This window comes from Kitasatospora sp. NPDC096077 (assembly GCF_040303245.1).
Classification (GTDB): Bacteria; Actinomycetota; Actinomycetes; order Streptomycetales; family Streptomycetaceae; genus Kitasatospora.
Window position 1 is genome coordinate 39,283 of sequence record NZ_JBEOSV010000042.1, and the last position, 20,909, is coordinate 60,191.

The 20,909-nt window shown below is 75.0% G+C and carries 8 protein-coding genes; all 8 read right to left on the reverse strand.

The window, feature by feature from the left end; translation table 11 throughout:
* Positions 1 to 21: 21 nt before the first annotated feature.
* Positions 22 to 750: a 3-oxoacyl-ACP reductase FabG gene (gene fabG, locus ABTZ03_RS29115; RefSeq protein WP_350516076.1), complete on the reverse strand. Its 729-nt coding sequence runs from the start codon at positions 748 to 750 to the stop codon at positions 22 to 24.
* Entirely contained in the window at positions 747 to 1,973 is a 1,227-nt protein-coding gene (locus ABTZ03_RS29120; protein WP_350516077.1) for a beta-ketoacyl synthase N-terminal-like domain-containing protein, read from the reverse strand. The genes fabG and ABTZ03_RS29120 overlap by 4 nt, the downstream gene beginning before the upstream one ends.
* A complete protein-coding gene (locus ABTZ03_RS29125) occupies positions 1,973 to 3,247 on the reverse strand; it encodes a beta-ketoacyl-[acyl-carrier-protein] synthase family protein (protein WP_350516078.1) in 1,275 nt (424 codons plus the stop codon). The genes ABTZ03_RS29120 and ABTZ03_RS29125 overlap by 1 nt, the downstream gene beginning before the upstream one ends.
* Positions 3,248 to 3,376: 129 nt before the next feature.
* Entirely contained in the window at positions 3,377 to 3,625 is a 249-nt protein-coding gene (locus ABTZ03_RS29130) for an acyl carrier protein (protein WP_350516079.1), read from the reverse strand.
* Between the two features lie 273 nt (positions 3,626 to 3,898).
* Positions 3,899 to 4,102 (reverse strand): MbtH family protein, encoded by a 204-nt coding sequence (locus ABTZ03_RS29135; protein ID WP_350516080.1) that lies wholly within the window; start codon positions 4,100 to 4,102, stop codon positions 3,899 to 3,901.
* The gene (locus tag ABTZ03_RS29140) at positions 4,099 to 11,526 is read right to left on the reverse strand and encodes a non-ribosomal peptide synthetase (RefSeq protein ID WP_350516081.1); all 7,428 of its coding nucleotides are present in this window, start codon (positions 11,524 to 11,526) and stop codon (positions 4,099 to 4,101) included. The genes ABTZ03_RS29135 and ABTZ03_RS29140 overlap by 4 nt, the downstream gene beginning before the upstream one ends.
* Positions 11,523 to 19,631, reverse strand: a complete 8,109-nt coding sequence (locus ABTZ03_RS29145; RefSeq protein WP_350516082.1) for a non-ribosomal peptide synthetase — start codon at positions 19,629 to 19,631, stop codon at positions 11,523 to 11,525. The genes ABTZ03_RS29140 and ABTZ03_RS29145 overlap by 4 nt, the downstream gene beginning before the upstream one ends.
* Positions 19,632 to 19,755: 124 nt before the next feature.
* Entirely contained in the window at positions 19,756 to 20,781 is a 1,026-nt protein-coding gene (gene sbnA, locus ABTZ03_RS29150) for a 2,3-diaminopropionate biosynthesis protein SbnA (protein WP_350516083.1), read from the reverse strand.
* Between the last annotated feature and the right edge of the window lie 128 nt (positions 20,782 to 20,909).

Here is a 20,909-nt window from a genome sequence, read left to right on the forward strand (position 1 = left end):
CCGCCCCCACTCGTCGGACCATCAGAACGTGCCGCCGCCGTGGATCTCGAAGACCGACCCGCTGATGTACGCCGCGCGGTCGGACAGCAGGAAGGAGACCAGATCGGCAACCTCCTCGGGCTTGCCGACCCGGCCGAGCGCAACGTTGCCCAGCATCCGCGCCAGGGCGGCCTCGGACATGTCGCCGACCATGTCGGTGGCGATCAGCCCCGGAGCGACCACGTTGGCCCGGACGCCGCGCGGGCCGCACTCCTTGGCCAGGGACTTGGTGAACCCGATGATCCCCGCCTTCGAGGCGGCGTAGTTGGCCTGGCCGACGTTACCGTAAATCCCTGACACCGACGAGAGGTTGACGATCACTCCGCTGCGTCGCTTGCTCATCGCGAAGGCGGCCGCGCGGCACACGTGGTAGACGCCGTCCAGGTTGGTGCGCAGCACCGGATCCCAGTCGGTCTCGGGCATCAGGATCACCGGGCGGTCCCTGGTGATGCCGGCCGAGGTCACCGCGGCGTCCACCGGGCCGAGTTCGCGCTCGGTGCGGGCGTACCAGTCGCGGACCTCGGCGGCGTCCGCCACGTCGCAGCGGGTGGCGGTGATCCGGCGGCCCGTGCCGCCGGCCTCCTCGACCAGTCGTTCGGCGGCCTCGGCGTCGGCGCGGTAGCAGAAGGCGACGTCGTAGCCGTCCCGGGCGAGCCGCAGCACGACGGCCCGGCCGATGCCCCGGGAACCGCCGCTGACCAGGGCGATCATGCCGCGTCCCGGTGCGGGTCACGGTGCGGGTCACGGTGAGTGTCCCGGTGCGGGTCGAGGAGCCGCAGCACGGTGCAGCCCACCGCGCCGTCCCGGTCGACGGCGGTGACCAGGGCGGTTCGGCCGACCGCGGCCGGTTCGGTCTCGGCGATGGCGAGCAGCGCCTGGATCTGGAAGGTGGCGGAGGCCGCGCTGGTGTCGCCGAGCAGGGTCATGGGCGGGACGGCGGTGAGCGCCTCGGCGGGCAACAGCGCGGCCAGCGCGGCCTGTTCGGCCCGGCCGGCCGCGGTGGGCGCGGCACTGGGGACGGCGGCCCAGACCTCCTCGGCGGTGGCGCCGGCCCTTGCCAGGGCGCGTTGCACACAGGCGGTGACGGCGGCGCCGGGGTCGTCGTCGACGTCCACCCGGGTCTCGACCGCCAGCACGGCGGCGAGCGCCGGGCGTTCGGCGGAGCCGGCCGGCTCGACCACCAGCAGGCCGCAGCCCTCGCCGAGCAGCGGCGCGGGGTCGCCGGGGGCGACCGCGGCGTGTTCGAACCAGGCGTGCGCGGCGGAGAACTCCTCGGCGGAGCCCACCAGGTACCTGGTCGCCCGGCCCTGACCCAGCAGTCGGCGGGCGTAGTTGAGCGCCAGCAGGCCGCTCACCCGGCCGCCCGCGACGGTGGTGTTGGGGCCGGTCAGGCCGTGCCGGATCGCGGTGGCGCCGGCGGCGTGGTTGAGGCTGCCGAAGGGGATCCGGCCGGCGTCGACGTGGAACGGCAGCGCGTTGGTGTACGACTGCTTGAGGAAGTTGGTGACGTTCTCCAGGCTGCCCATCGAGATGCCGAGGACCACGCCGGTGCGCTCGTCGGTGGCCACCACCCGGTTGCCCTCGGCGTCGTTCAGCAGGCCGTCGGAGGCGACCAGGGTGAGCGCGGTGAGCCGGTCCATCTTGGTGGTGCCGGTGGGGCCGAGCAGGCCCTTGATGTCGAAGCCGGGGACCAGGCAGACCTCGGGCGAGGGCAGCGGGCCGTACGCCGCGTCCGGTTCGACGGCGGTGCGGGCGCCGGACCGCAGGCCCTCGGCGAAGGCCCGGCGGGTGAGGCCGTACGGGGAGACGGCCGACCAGCCGGTGATGACGGGGGTGTCGGGGGCCAGCGGGGCCGACGGGGACCCGGGGCGCTCGGGGGTCGCATCGGGCCGCGGGGTCGCGGGGTGCTCGGGGGAGCGGGTGGCGGTGGTCATCAGCGGACTCGCTCTCCGTACGTGCCCAGGATCAGGATGGCGTTGTTGCCGGCGAAGGCGCTGGAGTTGTTCTCCACGATCCGGACCTCGGCGTCCACGGCCCGGTTCGGGACGACGTCCAACGGGCAGTCCGGGTCGGGTTCCTGGTGGTTGATGGTCGGCGGGATGAACTGGTGCTCGATGGCGATGCCGCAGGCGATCGCGGCGAGCGCGCTGGCCGCGCCCATCGAGTGGCCGAGCATCGACTTCACCGCGACGGTGCGCGGTGGGGTGTCGCCGTACACGTCGAGGATCGCGGCCGACTCGGTCTTGTCGTTGGCCTTGGTGCCGGTGCCGTGCGCGGAGATGAAGTCGACCTCGTCGCGCTCGACCCCGGCGTCGGCCAGGGCGAGCCGGATGCCGCGGGCGATGCCGTCCCGGTTGGGGGCGGTGGCGTGGGCGGCGTCGCAGCTGAGGCCGTAGCCGAGCACCTCGGCGTAGATGTGGGCGCCGCGGGAGAGCGCGGACTCCAGGCTCTCCAGGACCAGGATGCCCGCGCCCTCGCCGGTCAGGATGCCCTGGCGGTTGCGGTCGAACGGGCGGACCACGTCCGGGGTGAGCGCGCCGAACCGCTTGAACAGGGCGAAGGCCTTGCGGCAGACGGCGTCGGTGCCGCCGCACAGCGCGACGTCCACCTCACCGGAGCGGATCGCGTCCAGGCCGTAGCCGATCGCGTAGTTGCCGGCCGCGCAGGCGGTGGTGATGGTGGTCGGCTCGACGTTGGGCATCCGCAGCTCGCGGGCGATCGCGGTGCTCAGCCGGCCGGCGTTGATCCGGCGGGCCAGCACCGGGTCGATCGCCTTCGGGTCCCCGGCGGCGAGCTCCTGTTCGACCAGCAGGCCGATGTCGTGCGACTCGCCGTCGGTGGTGCCGACGGTGATCACGGCCTGGCGCTCGCCGAGGTCCTCCTCGGTCAGCCCGGCGTCGTCCACCGCCATCCGGGCCGCCGCGACGGCGAACTGCCCGGCCCGGCCGATCTCCTGGAGCGGGACCCGGTGGATCCAGCGTTCCGGCTCGAAGTCCGGGACCTCGCAGGCGGTGTTCTGGCCGAAGCCGGTGGTGTCGAAGCGGGTGATCGGCCGTGCGCCGGAGCGGCCGGCCCGCAGCCCCGCGGTGTACTCCTCGACGCCCGTACCGATGCTGGAGATCGCCCCGAGGCCGGTGAGGACGACCCGGCGGCGTCCGGTCGGCGCGCCGGACCGGGGGGCCGCTGGTGACTGTGCGGTGGAGTCCATGGGACCTCTCCTTGAGCTCCTTGAGCGGTGGGGTGGCGGGAGGGGTTCGTACGGGGGCGGTGCGTTGGGGTGTGCGGCGGGTGCGGGTGCGGTGTGTGCGGGTGCGGTGCGTTCGGGCGGGTGGGGCGGCTACCAGCCGGCCGCGGCCGCCGTCACCTGGCAGGTGGTCGCCACGTTCACCATCTTCGGCAGCTCGTTCATGTCGATGACGATGGAGTACTCCATCTCCAGCGCGCTCAGCACGTCGATCAGCTTGAGCGAGTCGGCGCCCAACTCGTCGACGAACAAAGCGGTGTCGGAGAACTCGGTGTGCACGTCGATGTTCTCGGCGATGATTTCGCGGATACGGGCGAGGCGCTCCGGCGCAACCGTCGTCATGCTTGTTTCCTCCGTTTTCCAGATGCCCGGAAATCTGCTTCCGGCGAGAAAACTAATCAGCGCCGATGACGGGTCGATGACGTTCAACTGACCGTCCACTGACGGAAGTCGGGGCAGGGAGGGGAGCTGGTGGGGTGGCCTGCGGGGGTCGTGCGGGGAAATGCGGACGGCCGCCCGCCGCACCGGGGGACGGGGGCTCCGCGGGTGCGGCGGGCGGTGTCGGCGGGGCCGTTCGCCGGGGGATCCGGCAATTCGGCGGCGGCGGGCGGTTGTTCAGTCCTGGCGCTGCAGGCTGAGCGGACGCAGGTCGGTCCAGTGGGCCTCGATGTGGGCGACGGCGGTGGCCCGGTCGGTGGCGTCCAGTGTCACCGACCAGCCGGCCGGGACGGCGGCGAAGGACGGCCAGAGGGAGTGCTGGCCCTCCTCGTTGACGAGGACGAGGAAGGTGCCGTCTTCGCGGTCGAAGGGGTTCGTCATGCCGGTTCGCTCCTGTGGGTCCGTCCGGGCGGGGTGGGGTCGGTCTTGGTGCTGTCGGTCTTGGCGGTGACGGTCTTGGCGGTGTCGAGGTACCGGTCGAGGACGGCGCCGATCGTGGCGGCCGGGCCGGGCTGCAACAGCTGCTGGTGGCCGGCGTCCACGTCGTGCGCGCGGACGGCCGAACCGACGTACGGCTCCCAGCTCTTGAGCTTGAGGGCGCGCTCCTCCGGGGTGGGGCGGCGGGGGCCGCCGGTGGCCACGAAGAGGGTCATCGGGCAGTCGTCCAGGCGCCGCGGGGTGAACCGCTGGAACAGTTCGAGGTTGTTCCGCATGACGGCCAACAGCCGCTCCAGCAGCGCCGGTTGGAGGGCGGCGAGCGGGCCGGGGGTGCGGGCGAGGTGGGCGGCGACGGAGTGCGGGGTGAGCTCCGCGGGTCCGTCCGGGAGGGCGGTGGTGTCGGCCCCGGCCTCGGCCAGGAAGTCGGCGAGGAACTCGGCGTCGCTCGGCCGGGCGCCGCGGGCGTCCTCGGGGTAGGCGTCCAGGTTGGCCAGCAGGGCGACCGGTTCGCCCGCGGCGCGCAGCCGGACCGCCATCTCGTGGGCGACCACCCCGCCGTAGGACCAGCCGAGCAGGTGGTACGGGCCGTGCGGCTGGATCGCCCGGACCCGGGCGAGGTACTCCTCGGCGACCTCGCCGAGCCCGGTGGGCAGCGGGCCGTCGTCGGACAGGCCGCGGGCCTGGAGGCCGTACACCGGTCGGGACGGGTCGAGGTGCTCGGCGAGGGCGGCGAAGGGGAGGGCGAAGCCGAGGCCGCCGTGCACGCAGAACAGCGGCGGGTGGCTGCCGGTGGGGCGGATCGGCAGGACGGGGGCGAGCGGGTCGAGGTGGTGGCCTTCCGTCGGGACGGAGACGGAAGCGGAAGCGGAAGCGGTGGCGGAAGCGGTGGCGGTGGCGGAGGCGGTGGCGGCCAGGGCTTCCAGGGTGCGGTGTTCGAAGACCGCGCCGAGGGTGAGCGGCAGGCCGGCCCGACCGGCCGCGTTGACCAGCCGGATGGCCTTGAGGCTGTCCCCGCCGAGGGTGAAGAAGGAGTCGTCCGGGCCGACCCGGGGCAGCTCCAGCACCTGCTGGACGGCCGAGCAGAGCAGTCGCTCGGCGGCCGTCCGGGGAGCGCGGGTGGCGGCGGGGGCGGCGGTCGGCTCGGGGAGGGCGCGGACGTCCAGTTTGCCGTTGGCGTTCAGCGGCAGGTCGGGCAGCACGGCGTAGGCGTCCGGGACCAGGTGCTCGGGCAGTGAGCGGGCCAGGTGGCGGCGCAGCTCGGCCGGTTCGGGTGCGGGCCGGCCCTCGGCGGGGACCAGGTAGGCGACCAGTCGGCGCTGGCCGGTGGCGGCGTCGGCGGGGGCCAGCACGGCGGCCCGGGCGACGGCGGGGTGGGCGGCCAGCAGGCGTTCGACCTCGCCGGGTTCGACCCGGTGGCCGCGGATCTTGACCTGCTGGTCGGCGCGGGCGACGTACTCGAGCCGGCCGTGCCGGTCCCAGCGGACCAGGTCCCCGGTGCGGTACATCCGGGCGCCGCCGTCCTCGAACGGGCTGGCGACGAAGCGTTCGGCGGTCAGCGCCGGCCGGCCCAGGTAGCCGCGGGCCAGGCCCGGGCCGGACAGGTACAGCTCGCCGACCACGCCGTACGGCACCGGGTGCAGGGCCTCGTCCAGCACGTACGCGCCGGTGTCGCCGATCGGCAGGCCGATCGGGACGGTGCCGTCGGCGCGGCCGAGGTCCTGGCCGGTGGCGAAGGTGGTGGTCTCGGTGGGGCCGTAGACGTGGAAGACGGTGGTGCCGGGCAGGGCGGCGCGCAGCCGGTCCAGGTGGTCGCGGGAGTGGGCCTCGCCGCCGGTGAGCAGGGCGCGCAGCGGGGCCAGGGCGCGGGGGTGGGTGTCGGCCAGGGTGTTGACCAGCTGGGTGGTGAGGAAGGCGACGGTCACCCCGGCGCGGTCGAGGAAGTCCGCCAGGGCGTGCGGGTCGGCGGGGCCGGGCGGTTGGACCGCCAGCCGGGCGCCGTGGGCGAGCGGGCCCCAGATCTCGAAGGTGGAGGCGTCGAAGGCGACCGGCGCGAAGTACAGGAAGGTGTCCGCGGCGGTGGGGGCCAGCTCCGGCAGACCGAGCACCAGGCGGACGGCGGCGCGGTGGGTGACCGCGACGCCCTTGGGGGCGCCGGTGGAGCCGGAGGTGTAGATCACGTACAGCAGGTCGTCGGGGTGGACGGTGACTGCGGGGGCGGTGGCGGGCCGGGCGGCGAGGTCGGCCTCCGTGCCGGGGTCGTCCAGGACCAGGGCGTCGACGGCCGGGGGCAGGGCGATGCCGGTCAGCGAGCGCTGGGTGAGCAGCAGCCGGGCGCCGCTGTCGGCCAGCATCCCGTGCACCCGCTCGGCGGGGTACGACGGGTCGATCGGCAGGTAGGGCGCGCCGGTGCGGGCGATCGCCAGCAGGGCGGTCACCACCGCCGGGCCGCGCTCCAGCCGCAGTGCGACCGGTTCGCCGCGGCGGGCGCCGCGGGCGGTCAGCAGCTGGGCGAGGCGGTTGGCCCGGGCGTCCAGTTCGGCGTAGCCGGTGTGCCGCAGGCCGTCCGGACCGGCGTGGACCAGGGCGACGGACTGCGGGGCGGCGGCGATCCGGCGGTCGACCAGGGCGGTGACGGTGCTGGGCGGGGTGCCGAGCCGGTGGGTGCCGAGGGCGAGCAGTTCGGCCCGTTCCTCCGGGGTGGTCAGGGCGGGCCGGGAGATCGGGGCGGTGGGGTCGGCCAGCAGGGCGGCCAGCAGCCGCAGGTAGGCCTCGGCGATCCGGCGGGCGGTGGCGGGCTCGAAGAGGTCGGTGCGGTGTTCGAGGGTGAGGGTGAGCGAGCTGTCGGGTCGTTCGGTGAACTGGAGGAAGAGGTCCCACTTGGCGGTGTGGAGCGGGACGGGTTCCTCGGTGAGGGCGAGTTCCGGGCCGGGGGCGGGGGCCGGCGCGGTGCGGTGGTGGCCGATCATCACCTGGAACAGCGGGTGCCGGGCGGTCGAGCGCTCGGGGTTGAGCACCTCGACCAGTTTCTCGAAGGGCAGTTCCTGGTGCTGGTGCGCGGCCAGGTCGGACTCCCGGACCCGTTCGGCGAGTTCGCGGAACGACGGGTCGCCCGAGGTGTCGGTGCGCAGCACCAGGGTGTTCACGAACATGCCGACCAGTTCGTCGAGTTGCTGGTCGGTGCGGCCGGCGATCGGGCTGCCGAGCGGGAGGTCGGTGCCCGCGCCGAGCCGGGTGAGCAGGGCGGCGAGGGCGGCGCGCAGCAGCATGAAGGGGCTGGCCGCCCAGTCGGCGGCGGTGCGGCGTAGTCGGTCGGTGAGCTGCGCCGGGACGGTGCTGTGGTGGGCGGCGCCGCGGTGGTCGGTCCGGGTGCCGCGGGGGTGGTCGTAGGGCAGTGCCAGTTCGACCGGCAGGTCGCGCAACCGCTCGGTCCAGTAGCGGAGTTGGCGGGAGAGTCGGCTGTCCGGGTCGCTCTCGGTGCCGAGCAGCGCGTGCTGCCAGAGGGTGTGGTCGGCGTACTGGACGGGCAGCGGCGGGAGTTCGGCCGGGCGGCCGTCGCGACGGGCCCGGTAGTGGGCGGTGAGGTCGCGGGTGAGCGGGGCGAGGGACCAGCCGTCGGCGGCGATGTGGTGCAGCACCAGGGAGAGCACGTGCTGCTCCGGGGTGATGGTGAAGAGGCGGGCGCGGAGCGGGAGTTCCCGTTCCAGGGCGAAGCCGCGGGCGGCCTCGGCGGCGAGGGCGGCGGGCAGGTCGGCCTCGGTGGTGCGGCTGACCGGGAGCGGGAGGTCGGCTTCGGCGGGGGTGAGCACCCGCTGTTCGGCGGTGTCGGTGTCGGTGGTCCCGGTCCCGGCGTCGGGGGTGCGGCGCGGGAAGACGGTGCGCAGCGCCTCGTGCCGGGCCAGCACGTCGCGCAGGGCGGCGGCCAGCGCCGGGGTGTCCAGCCGGCCGGAGAGCCGGACGGCCAGCGGGATGTGGTACAGCCCGCCGGGGGCGCCCAGTTGCTCGACGAACCAGAGCCGCTGCTGGGCGGGCGAGAGCGGGATCACGGCCGGGCGGGGCGCCGCGGCGGTGAGCGGGGGGCGGAGCGGGGCGGTCCGTGCGCCGCCCGGCCGGGCGGCGAGGCGGGCGGCGAGGCGGGCCGGGGAGGGGGCCTCGAAGAGGTCCCGGACCTGGAGCTCCGCGCCGAGTTCGGCCCGGAGCCGGTTGACGATCCGGGTGGCCAGCAGCGAGTGCCCGCCGAGGGCGAAGAAGTCGTCGTCGGCGCCGATCCCGGTCAGGCCGAGGACCTCGGCGAAGACCGTGCAGAGCAGCCGCTCCTCGGGGCCGCGCGGGGCGCGGGCCGAGGTGGCGTACACGGGGGCGGGCAGGGCGCGCCGGTCGAGCTTGCCGTTGGCGGTGAGCGGGAGCGCGGGCAGGATCACCACGGCGGCCGGGACCATGTGGTCGGGCAGCCGCTCGGCGGCGAACGCCCGTACCTCCTGGGCGAGGTGGGGAGCGTCGGGGGAGATGGCGGAGGAGATGGCGGCCGGGACGATGTAGCCGACCAGCCGCCGGTCGCCGGGGCGGTCCTCGCGGGCCAGCACGGTGGCCTCGGCGACCAGCGGGTGCCGCCCGAGCACGGCCGCGATCTCGCCCAACTCGATCCGGAAGCCGCGCAGTTGCACCTGTTCGTCGATCCGGCCCAGATACTCCAGGGTGCCGTCCGGCCGCCACCGGCCGAGGTCCCCGGTGCGGTACATCCGGGCGCCGCCGTCCTCGAACGGGCAGGCGACGAAGCGTTCGGCGGTCAGCGCCGGCCGGCCCAGGTAGCCCCGGGCGAGGCCCGGGCCGGTGACGTACAGCTCGCCGGGCACCCCGGTCGGGACCGGGCGCAGGGCGCCGTCCAGCAGGTGCGTCCGCAGGTCGGGGAGGGCCCGGCCGATCGAGCCGGTGGTTCCGTCGGCGGTCGGTTCGTGGGCGGTGACGTGCACCGTGGTCTCGGTGATGCCGTACATGTTGACCAGCCGCGGTGCGCCCTCCGGGTGCCGGGCGAACCAGTCGGCGAGCCGGCGCTCGTCCAGGGCCTCGCCGCCGAACACCACGGTGCGCAGGGCGAGTCGGCGCGGGCGGTCGGCGTCGGCGCGGATCAGCTGGTAGAAGGCGGACGGGGTCTGGTTGAGGACGGTCACCCGTTCGGCGGCGAGCAGGTCCAGGAAGGCGTCGGGGGAGCGCGAGACGTCGTACGGGACGACGACCAGCCGGCCGCCGTGCAGCAGGGCGCCCCACAGCTCCCAGACGGTGAAGTCGAAGGCGATCGAGTGGAACAGCGTCCAGACGTCCTGCGGCCCGAAGCCGAACCGGGGGCGGGTGGTGTCGAGCAGCCGGACCACGTTCCGGTGCGGCACCACCACGCCCTTGGGGCGGCCGGTCGAGCCGGAGGTGAAGATGACGTAGGCCGGGTGGTCGGGCCCCACGGTGGTGGCGGGCGCGGTGGCCGGTTCGGCGGCGAGTGCGGTGGCCGTCCCGGGGGCGTCGAGGTCGATCCTCGGCAGGGCCGCGTCCGGCAGCAGGCCGGTGGCGGTGACCAGCAGGGCCGGGCGGGCGTCGGCCAGCGCGTGGCCGGTCCGCTCGGCCGGGTGGGTGGGCTCCAGCGGCAGGTAGGCGGCGCCCGCCTTGAGCACGGCCAGGACGGCGACGACCAGGTCGGCGCCGCGCGGCAGGGCGACGGCGACGAAGGTCTCCGGCCCGGCGCCGCGTGCGATCAGCAGCCGGGCCAGCCGGTTGGCGCGCCGGTCCAGCTCGCGGTAGCCGAGTTCGGCGTCGGGCGCGGTGACCGCGACGGCCTCCGGGGTGCGGGCGGCCTGCTCGGCGAACAGGGCGGGGACGGTGGTGTCCGCCTCGCTCGCCCCCGTCCCTCGGACCTCCGGAACGGCGTCGGCCCGGGGGACGGGGGCCGGCTCGGGGGCGCCGAGGCGGGCGAGCGGGGTGTCCGGGTCCTCGGCGACCCGCTCCAGGACGTCCACCAGCCGGTCGAGCAGCCGGGCCGCCCCGCCCGCGCCGAAGGCGGCTTCGAAGGCCGAGGCGCGGTGGCCGAGTCGGAGGTCCAGCCGCTCGCCGGGGAGGACCGTGAGGCTGAGCGGGTAGTGGGTGGCGGAGTGGATCCGGGCCGCGCCGACCGTGCCGCCGGACTCCCGGTACAGCGCCGCCTCGTCCATCGGGTAGCTCTGGAAGGCGAGCACGGTGTCGAACAGCTCGCCCCGGATCCCGGCGGCGGCCTGCACCTCGGCCAGCGGCAGGTGCTCGTGCGGCATCATCGCCAGCTGCTGCGCGGCCAGGGCCGCGAACAGCTCGCTCGCCGGCCGGTCCGGGCGCAGGTCGGCGCGTACCGGCAGGGTGTTGGCGAACAGCCCGATCATCGACTCGACCTCCGGCACCTCGGCCGGGCGACCGGAGGTGACCGAGCCGAACACCACGTCCTGGCGGCCGGTGAGTCCGCCGAGCAGTACGGCCCAGCAGCCCTGGACCACGGTGTTCAGGGTGAGGCCCCGGCCGCGGGCCCAGCCGGCCAGCGCGGCGGTGTGCTCGCTGTTCAGCAACCTCCGCTCGGTGGCGGGCAGTTCGGGCGACGGTCCGACCGGCGGCAGCACCCGCACCGGCCCGTCCAGGTCGGCCAGCAGCTCCGCCCAGGCGGTGCGGGCGGCGGCGGTGTCGCGGCCGCCCAGCCAGGTGAGGAAGGACCGGTACGGTGCCGGCGCGGGCAGCGCGGCGGCCCGGTCCGGATCGCCCAGCAGGCCCAACTCCCGTACCGCCAGCGGGAAGGACCAGCCGTCCAGGACGATGTGGTGCACCGACCAGAGGAAGCGGTGGCGGCCCTCGCCGAGCCGGATCAGGGTGAACCGCATCAGCGGCGGCCGGGCCGGGTCGAACCGGCGCAGCCGGTCCTCCTCGGCCAACCGCCGTGCCTCGGCGGCCCGTTCGGCCTCCGGTAGGTCGCTGAGGTCGTGCAGCCGCCACTCCGGCTCGGCCTCCTTGGGCACCACCTGGACCGGTTCGCCGTTGCGGCGGTGGCGGAAGCAGGCCCGCAGGTTGGGGTGGCGCTCCAGCAGGGCGGCGGAGGCGGCGCGCAGCCGGGCGGCCAGCCGCTTGCCGTCGGCCGCGCCCGGGCCGTCCAGTTCGGCGACCAGCTGGAGGGTGTAGAGGTCGGGCGCGGCCTGGTCGTAGGAGGAGAGGAACAGCAGGCCCTGCTGGAGCGGGGAGAGCGGCAGCACCTCGCTGATCCTCGATCCGCTCCCGGCCGAGGGCGCCGCGCTCCCGGCCGAGGGCGCCGCGTTCCCGGGCGGGGCCGGGTCGGTGGTGCTCCTGGGCGGGGTCGGTCTGGGGCCGCTTGTCACGAGAGCTCCTCGTTCAGTTCGAGTTCCAGATCGGCCAGTTCCTCGTCGGACAGCTCGACCAGGCTGCCGGTGGGCTCGGGCGGGGCGGGCTCGGCGCCGTCGGCCGAGGCTGCGGCCTCCTCGGCGAGGAGGGCGAGTGCGGCGGCGGTCCTGTGGGTGAAGACGTCCCGGGTGGTGAGGGTGAGCCCGGCCTTGCGGGCGCGGCTGACCACCTGGATGGAGCGGATGGAGTCGCCGCCGAGGGTGAAGAAGTCCTCGTCGATGCCGACCCGGGCGGTGCCGAGCACCTCGGCCAGGATCTCGCAGAGGATCCGTTCGGACTCGGTGCGCGGGCCCCGGTGGCCGGTCTGTTCGGCGGCCTCGGGCCGGGGGAGGGCCTTGCGGTCGAGCTTGCCGTTCGTGGTGAGCGGCAGGGCGTCCAGGACCAGCCAGGAGGACGGGACCATGTAGCCGGGCAGCAGCTCGGCCAGCCGGTGGCGGATCCGCTCGGGGTCCACCCCCGGGCCGGTGAGGTAGCCGATCAGGCGGGGGTTGCCGGAGGTGTCGGGGAGGACGGTGACGGCGGCGTCGGTGACGGTGTCGAGGGTGCGTAGGACGGCTTCGATCTCGCCGGTTTCGACGCGGCGGCCGCGGATCTTGATCTGGTGGTCGCGGCGTTCGATGAACTCCAGTTGTCCGTCGGGGCGTTGGATGACGCGGTCGCCGGTGCGGTACATCCGGGTGCCGTCGCCGGTGAAGGGGTCAGCGGGGAAGGTGGTGGCGGTGCGGGCGGGGTCGTGGAGGTAGCCGCGGCCGACGCCGGCGCCGCCGACGTACAGTTCGCCGGGGACCCCGACCGGGACGGGCTGGAGTTCGTCGCTGAGTACGTAGAGGCGGGTGTTGCGGACGGCGCCGCCGATCGGGACCCGGGCGCCCAACTGGTCGCCGTGGCCGACCACGGCGTGGGTGACGTCGTCGGAGCACTCGGTCGGCCCGTAGGCGTTCATCATCGGGACGTCCGGGAACCGGCTGTGCCAGCGGCGGCAGAGGTCGGCGGGCAGGGCCTCGCCGGTGACCACCAGCCAGCGCAGCGACGGCAGTTCGGGCGTGCCGCCGTCCGGGCCGTCCGTGCCGTCCAGGTCCCAGGCGTCCAGGGCGGCCCGCAGCAGGGACGGGACGACCTCCAGCACGGCGACGCCCTCGTCCCGTACCAGCCCGAACAGTGCCGTGGGGTCGGCCGCCGTGGCCGTTCCGGCCACCCGGACGCTGCCGCCGACGATCAGCGGGGCGAACATCTGCCACACCGAGACGTCGAAGGTCAGCGGCGCGTTCTGGATCAGGGCCTCACCGGCGGCGAGGTCCAGGTCGCGCACCTTGGCCCAGAGGTGGTTCATCATCCCGGCGCGGTGCACCATGGCGCCCTTGGGGCGGCCGGTGGAGCCGGAGGTGAACATCACGTACGCCAGGTCCAGACCGCCGCCGACCGGCTCCGGCAGGGAGGCCGGTGCGGGCAGCGGGTTTGGTGCGGGCAGGACGGGCACCGCGAGTGCCTGCTCCAGCCCGAGCACGGTGACTCCGGCGCCGTCCGGTGCCCGGTGCCCGGCGCCGAGCAGCAGCCGGTCGGCTCCGCTGTCGGCCAGCAGCGCGGCGTTGCGGGCGTCGGGCGCGGCCGGGTCCAGCGGCAGGTAGGCGGCCCCGGCGCCGAGGACGCCGAGCACCCCGGCGATGAAGGGCGCGCCGGGTTCGGCGAGCAGCGCCACCACCGAGCCGGTGCCCACCCCGGCCCCGGTCAGCAGCGCCGACAGGTGGCCGGCCGCCGCGACCAACTCCCGGTAGCGGAGCGGCCCGTCGGCGTCCGTCACGGCCACGGCCTCCGGCGTGCGCTCGGCCACCGCGCGGATCCGCTCGACCACGCCGAGGCTCTCCTCGGGCAGTGACTGGTCCCAGTGGCCGAGCAGTCCGCCCAGTTCGCCGGGGGTGGCGGTGCCGGTGAGGTCGGCCGGGGCGGTCACGTCGATCCGGGCGAGCGGCAGTTCGGGCCGCTCGGTGACGGTGTGCAGCAGGTGCAGCAGGATCCGGGCGATCCGTTCGGCGGTGTCCCGGCCGAACAGCTCCGGGTGGTGGTCCAGGCGCAGGCTGAGCGCCTCGCCGGGGTGCACCACCAGGCTGAGCGGGTGGTGCCGGGCGTCCCGGGCCTCGGCGCGGACCACCCGGGGGCCCGCGCCGCCGGCCAGGTGCCGTTCGTCCAGCGGGAAGTTCTCGAACAGCACCACGGTGTCGAAGGCCTCGCCGGTCAGCCCGGCGGCCCGGTGGATCGCGGCGAGTCCGAGGTGCTCGTGCGGGAGCAGCGCGCTCTGTCGGTCCTGGAGGGCGTGCAGCAGTTCGGCGAGCGGGGTGTCGGGGTGCAGCCGGGCCCGGACCGGCACGGTGGTGAGGAACATGCCGATCATCGACTCGACCTCGGGCACCTCGGCCGGGCGGCCGGAGGTGACGGCGCCGAACAGCACGTCCTGGCGGCCGGTGAGTCGGCCGAGCAGCACGGCCCAGCAGCCCTGGACCACGGTGTTCAGGGTGAGGCCGCGGCCGCGCGCCCAGCGGGTGAGGGCGGCGGTCGCCTCGGGCGGCAGCTCGGTGTGCACGGACCGCGGCAGTGCGGGGGCGCGACCGTGGTCGGCCGGGACGAGCAGGGTCGGGCCGTCCAGGTCGGCCAGCGCCTCGCGCCAGGCGGTCCGGGCGGCGGTGCGGTCCTGGGCGGTGAGCCAGGCGAGGTAGGAGCGGTAGGGGGCCGGGTCGGGCAGTGGGACGGCGTCCGTACCGGGGGCGCCGGAGATGGTGGCGGCGGCGGGGGTCGTGGCGGCGGCGGGGGCGCTGAGCGCGAACAGCTCGCGGACCAGCAGCGGCATCGACCACCCGTCGACCAGGATGTGGTGGCTGGTCCAGACGAAGCGGTGCCGGTCCTCGCCGTGGCTGAGCAGGGCGAAGCGCAGCAGCGGCGGCGCGGCCGGGTCGAAGCGGCGGGTGCGTTCGGCCTCGGTGATCCGGTCCAGCTCGGCGGCCCGGGCGGGCTCCGGGAGTTCGGTCAGGTCGGCTTCCAGCCAGGGCAGCCGGGCGTGCCGGGGGACCACCTGGACGGGCTCGCCGGCCGCCCGGGCGCGGAAGGCGGAGCGCAGGTTGGGGTGCCGGTCGAGCAGTGCCTGACCGGCGGCGCGCAGGGCGGCCGGGTCCAGCTCGCCCTCGATGTCGGCGACGATCTGCAGGGTGTAGACGTCGACGTCCTGCGCGGACGCGGCGTCGTGGTCGGCGTGGAAGAGCATGCCCTGCTGGAGCGGGGTGAGCGGCAGGACGTCGAGCAACTCGGTTCCGGCGGCGGCGAGTTCGGACTCGAACTCGTCGATCTCCGCCTGGTCGAGCCGGACCAGCGGCAGGTCGGAGGGGGTGCGGCCGCCCGGGCCCGGGTACCGGGCGAGCAGTTCCAGGGCACGGAACCAGGTCTCCGCGACGTCCCGGGCGTCCTCCTCGGCGACGGTGCGGCCGGCCCAGGACCAGTTGGCGATCAGGTGCGGACCGTCCGGCCGGTCCTCGGTGGCCGGGGTGACGTCCAGCAGGTGCGGCAGCGGCAGGTCGGGGTGGGCGCCGGTGCCGACCACGCCGTCCCCGCCGGCCGGTTCCCAGTGGCCGCTGCGCCGGGCGTCGAAGCGGCCCATGTAGTTGAAGCCGATCTGCGGGCCGGGCCGGCCGGCCAGCACCCGGGCGGCGTGCGGGTTGAGGTAGCGCAGCAGGCCGTAGCCGACGCCCCGGTCGGGCAGGGCGCGCAGCTGCTCCTTGATCCGCTTGAGTGCGACGGCCAACGCGGGCCCGCCGGACCACAGTTCGTCCCAGTCCGGCTCGCCGGGGTCGAGCCGCACCGGGAAGGCGGCGGTGAACCAGCCGACGGTGCGGGAGAGGTCGAGACGGTCGCTGAGCTGCTCGCGGCCGTGGCCCTCCAGCTCGATCAGGGTCCGGGTGTGGTCGGCGTGGCCGTGCCGGCGGCGCCAGTCGGCGACGGCGATGGCCAGGCCGGTCAGCAGGACGTCGTTGACCTCGGCGTGGAAGGCGGCCGGGAGGTCGGTGAGCAGCGGTCCGGTGACCTCGGGGCCGAGCTCCAGGCGCAGGGTGCGCCGGGTGCCGTACACATCGGTCGCCGGGTCGAGCCGGTGGCTGCCGACCAGCGGGTCCGGGCCGTCCAGGGTCCTTTGCCAGTGGGCGAGTTCGGCGCCGCGGTGCTGGGTGCGGGCCTGGTCGGCGAGCAGTCGGGACCAGGCGCGGTAGGAGGTGCCGACCGGGTCGGGGGCGGGGGTGCGGCCCTCGGCGAGCGCGGTGCAGGCGGCGGCCAGGTCGGGCAGCAGGATCCGCCAGGAGACCCCGTCGATGACCAGGTGGTGGGCGCAGAGCACCAGGTGGGCGCTGTCGGCCTCGGGCGCGGCGGGGATCAGGACCGCCTGGAGCATGACGGCGGCGCCGGGGTCGAGCCGGGTGCGGGCGGCGGCGGCCTGGCGTTCGGCGAAGGCGGGTACGTCCTCCTGGCCCCCGGATTCGGCGGCGGTGGCCAGCCGGACGCCGGTCAGGGCGCCGGGGGGCAGGGCCTCCAGGTGCCACAGGCCGGGGGAGGGCTCGGTGGCCCGGGTGCGCAGCGCGTCGTGGTGGTCCACCAGGGCGTGCAGGGCGGTGTCGAGCAGGTCGGCGTCCAGCTCGACCGGGACCCGGACCACCACGTACTGGGCGTAGTCGGCGACCGGGCCGTCCAGCCGGCCGGTGTCGGCGTGCAACTGGGCGCTGATCGGGGTGAGTTCGTACGGACCGGTGCCGTGCTCCCGCTCCCGGGCGGCCTCGTCGGCGTCGGGGGCGGGGGTGTCGGTGCCGCCCGCGATCCGGGCCAGGGCGGCGGCGGTCTTGTGGGTGAACATGTCCCGGGTGGTGAAGAGCAGCCCGGCCCTGCGGGCGCGGCTGACCACCTGGATGGAGCGGATGGAGTCGCCGCCGAGGGCGAAGAAGTCCTCGTCGATGCCGATCCCGGTGGTGCCCAGCACCTCGGCGAGGATGTCGCAGAGGATGCGCTCGCGTTCGGTGCGCGGGCCGCGGCTGCTGTCCTGGGCGGCGGGGTCGGGCTGGGGGAGGGCCTTGCGGTCGAGCTTGCCGTTGGCGGTGAGCGGCAGGGCGTCCAGGACCAGCCAGGTGGCCGGGATCATGTACGCGGGCAGCAGTTGGGCGAGTTCGGCGCGGACGTGACCGGGGCGGACGTCGGGGCCGGTGAGGTAGCCGATCAGGCGGGGGTTGCCGGAGGTGTCGGGGAGGACGGCGACGGCGGCGTCGGTGACGGTGTCGAGGGTGCGCAGGACGGCTTCGATCTCGCCGGTTTCGACGCGGCGGCCGCGGATCTTGATCTGGTGGTCGCGGCGTTCGATGAACTCCAGTTGTCCGTCGGGGCGTTGGACGACACGGTCGCCGGTGCGGTACATCCGGGTGCCGTCGCCGGTGAAGGGGTCGGCGGGGAAGGTGGTGGCGGTGCGGGCGGGGTCGTGGAGGTAGCCGCGGCCGACGCCGGCGCCGCCGACGTACAGTTCGCCGGGGACGCCGACCGGGACGGGCTGGAGTTCGTCGCTGAGCACGTAGAGGCGGGTGTTGCGGACGGCGGAGCCGATCGGGACCCGGGCGTCCAGTTCGTCGTCGATCGCGATGACGGCGTGGGTGACGTCGTCGGAGCACTCGGTCGGGCCGTAGGCGTTCATCATCGGGACGTCGGGGTAGCGGGCCTGCCAGCGGCGGCACAGGTCGGCGGGCAGGGCCTCGCCGGTGACCACCAGCCAGTGCAGCTCGGGCAGTCGGGGTGCGTCGCCGTCGAGGTCCCAGGCGTCCAGGGCGGCGCGCAGCAGGGACGGGACGACCTCCAGGACGGCGACCGCCTCGTCCCGGGCCAGCGTGAACAGCGCGTGGGGGTCGGCGGCGGTCTCGGCGCCCGCCACCCGGACGCTGCCGCCGACGATCAGCGGGGCGAACATCTGCCACACCGAGACGTCGAAGGTCAGCGGCGCGTTCTGGATCAGGGCCTCACCGGCGGCGAGGTCCAGGTCGCGCACCTTGGCCCAGAGGTGGTTCATCATCCCGGCGCGGTGCACCATGGCGCCCTTGGGGCGGCCGGTGGAGCCGGAGGTGAACATCACGTACGCCAGGTCCAGACCGCTGCCGACCGCGGGGAGTTCGGTGCTGCAGGCGGCGTCGGAAGGGTCGCTCAGCGGCAGCACGGCGGGTGCGGCGGGCCCGGTGCGTTCGGCGGGCCCGGCGTGTTCGGCGGGCCCGGTGTGTTCGGTGCCGGTCGGGGCCGTGCAGCCGGCGCCGAGCAGCAGGTGGGTGGCGCCGCTGTCGGTGAGCAGGGCGGCGTTGCGGGCGGCGGGTGCGGCCGGGTCCAGCGGCAGGTACGCGGCGCCGACGGCCTGGACGGCCAGCACCCCGGTGACGAACGGCGCCCCCGGCTCGGCGAGCACCGCCACCAGCGAGCCGCGGCCCGCCCGGGCGGCGGACAGCCGGGCGGCCGTTCCGGCGGCCCGGGTGAGCAGTTGGCGGTAGCCGACCCGTTCCCGGCCGTCCCGGACCGCGACCGCCTCGGGGTGCTCGGCGGCGATCGCGCGCACCCGTTCGACCAGGTCCTGGTCGGGGGCGGCGGTGGTGTCCCGGTCGCCGAGCAGGCCGAGCGGTTCGCCGGCCGCGCCCAGGCCGATCTGGCCGATCGGACGGTCGGCGGGCATGGTGGCGAGGGTGTCCAGGAAGGTCGCGAACCGGGCCAGGTGAGTGGCGAGTTCGGCGGCGGTGTAGAGGGCGGGGTTGCCGTCCAGGTGGAGTTCCACGGTGCCGTCGGCGGCGTTCAGGACGGTCAGGATGAGGTCCTTGACGATGCCGGTGGAGAGGTTGACCACCACGCCGCGGCAGTCCGGGCCGAAGGCCAGCTCCGGGTCCTGGTCGAGCACGTTGATGAACGGGCCGAAGGCGCGCTGGTCGTCGATCCGCAGGCCGATGTCACGGCGGATCCGGTCGCCGCGGTAGCGCTGGTGCTGGAGCGCGCGGGCGACCTCGCGCCAGGCGGCGCGCAGCAGTTCGGTGCGGGTCAGCTCGGGCCGGATCCGGACGGCCAGCGGCAGGTAGTTGGCGAGCATGCCGGGGATCGCGCGGTTGACCGCGCCGACCCGGCCGGTGACCGGCAGGGTGAGCAGCGGGGCCTCGACGCCGGTGACCCGCTGGGTGTAGGCGGCCGTCGCGGCGACCATCAGCACCGGCAGGGTGACCTTGCCGTCCTGGGCCAGGGCGTGCAGGGCGGTCGTCGTCTCCGGGGAGAGCCGGACGGTCTCGCGTCGGGCGACCCGGGCGGGGGCGGGTTCCTGCTCGGAGAGCGAGACCAGTTCGGGCAGCGGGCCGTGCCGGTCGGAGGTGAGGCGGTCGGTCCAGTAGGCGCGGTCCTTGTCGACCATCTTGGAGTCGAGGTACTTGCGTTCGGCGTCGAGGAGGCGGTGGAACGGCGGCATCACCTCGGCCTCGGAGGCGGCGTCGGGAGCAGCTTCGGAGGCGGTTTCGGGGTCGCCCCCGGCGGCGGCGCCCAGCCGGGTGTAGAGGCCGGAGAGCTTGGGGTAGAGCAGTCCGCGGCTGAAGCCGTCGGCGAGGATGTGGTGCATGCACAGGTAGAGCAGGTGCCGGTCGGGGCCGAGTCGGAGCAGCGCGCCGCGGAACAGCGGGAAGTCGGTGATCTTGATCGGGTCGGCGTGGTCCGCCCGCATCCACTGCTCGGCGGCGGCCAGCGGCTCGGGCCGGCCGCTGAAGTCCAGCTGCTTCAGGGGGAGTCGGGCGAGCGGGCGGATGATCTGGCCGGGGCCGCCGTCCTCCTCGACGAACTGCACCCGCAGCCCTTCGGCCTCGTGGCCCAGGCCTTGCAGGGCCCGCCCGAGCAGTTCGGGGTCGAGCGGCCCGCGCAGGTCGATGTAGTCCGCCATGTTGTAGGCCAGCGGCCCGGCGGCGAACTGCTCGTCGAACCAGATCTCGGCCTGCGCCGCGGTGAGCGGCAGGACCGCGCCCCGGTTCGTCGTCGTTGCCTCGTTCTCCGTCATCCTCGCCTCAGCCCGCGTCGACAACCCTGGGAAATCCCGGGACTTTCAGAATTTTCGGAACTCTCTCAACAATCGGAACATTCGGGATATCCGGAACTGTCGGAAAAATCCGGAGCCCGCGGACTCAGCCCGTCACCGCGTGCACCCCGGTCCGGGGGCCGCCGCGCCCGACGCCCGGCAGCAGGCCCTCCGGCCCGATCGAGCGGGTCACCCAGTCGTCGTGGTAGACGGTGTCCAGGTAGCGCTCGCCCAGATCCGGGGCGATGGTCACCGCCGTCACCCGCTCGCGCACGCCGCCCGCGCCGTCGCCGTGGCGCTCGTCCAGCCAGCCCAGCGCCCCGCTCACCGCGGTGCCGGTCGAGCCGCCGAACAGGAAGCCGCCGCGCATCAGCTCCCGGCAGGTGCGCACGGTGTCGCGCTCCTCGACGTGGATCGCCCGCTCCACCAGGGAGTCGTCCAGCAGGGGCGGGCGCACGCTGGTGCCCAGGCCGGGGATGTGCCGGGTGGCCGGCGGGGCGCCGAAGGTGACCGAGCCGACGCTGTCCACCGGCACGACCCGCACCGAGGGCCGCCGCTCGCGGAAGTACCGGGCACAGCCCATCAGGGTGCCGGTGGTCCCGGCGCCCACGAACAGCACGGAGAGGTCCGGGAACTGGCGGGCGATGGCGGGCGCGGTGGTGCGGTAGTGGGCCATCCAGTTGCCCGGGCTGAGGTACTGGTTGAGCCAGACCCGCCGCCCGTCCTCGGCCAGCAGCGCCTGGACGTGCCGGATCCGCGCGCCGAGGAAGCCCTCGGTCGGGTGCGGCTCGGTGATCACGTGCACCTCGGCGCCGTAGGACTCCATGGTCCGCCGGGTGGTCTCGTTGCAGCGGGAGTCGGTGACGCAGACGAACCGGTAGCCGCGCGCCGCGGCGAGCACGCTGAGCGCCACGCCCATGTTCCCGGAGGAGGACTCCACCAGCGTCGAGCCGGGCCCCAGCACACCGGACGCCTCCGCCTGGGCGACCATTTCCCGGGCCGCCTTCAGCTTGATGGATCCGGCGAAGTTGAATCCCTCCACTTTCAGGAAGAGGCGGTGCCCGAAGATCGGCTGCAGATTCACGAAGAGGTCGCTGACCTCGAATTCGTGCGACGCGGAAATGACCGGCACGGGGACTCCTGGCCTTCGGTGACGAATTAGCCTCGGCGGCAAGACTCCCGCCGGTCGCTGACGAGGGGCTGACGGATTGCTGACGGCGCCCGCCGCCCGGCCCGTCCGCCCAGCTCGGCCGGGCGTGT

Excerpts from the sequence above, each read along its gene's own strand:
- ABTZ03_RS29130 (WP_350516079.1), bottom strand. The coding sequence starts at position 3,625 with ATGACGACGGTTGCGCCGGAGCGCCTCGCCCGTATCCGCGAAATCATC.
- ABTZ03_RS29135 (WP_350516080.1), bottom strand. The coding sequence starts at position 4,102 with ATGACGAACCCCTTCGACCGCGAAGACGGCACCTTCCTCGTCCTCGTC.
- ABTZ03_RS29120 (WP_350516077.1), bottom strand. The coding sequence starts at position 1,973 with ATGACCACCGCCACCCGCTCCCCCGAGCACCCCGCGACCCCGCGGCCC.
- ABTZ03_RS29125 (WP_350516078.1), bottom strand. The coding sequence starts at position 3,247 with ATGGACTCCACCGCACAGTCACCAGCGGCCCCCCGGTCCGGCGCGCCG.
- fabG (WP_350516076.1), bottom strand. The coding sequence starts at position 750 with ATGATCGCCCTGGTCAGCGGCGGTTCCCGGGGCATCGGCCGGGCCGTC.
- ABTZ03_RS29145 (WP_350516082.1), bottom strand. The coding sequence starts at position 19,631 with ATGACGGAGAACGAGGCAACGACGACGAACCGGGGCGCGGTCCTGCCG.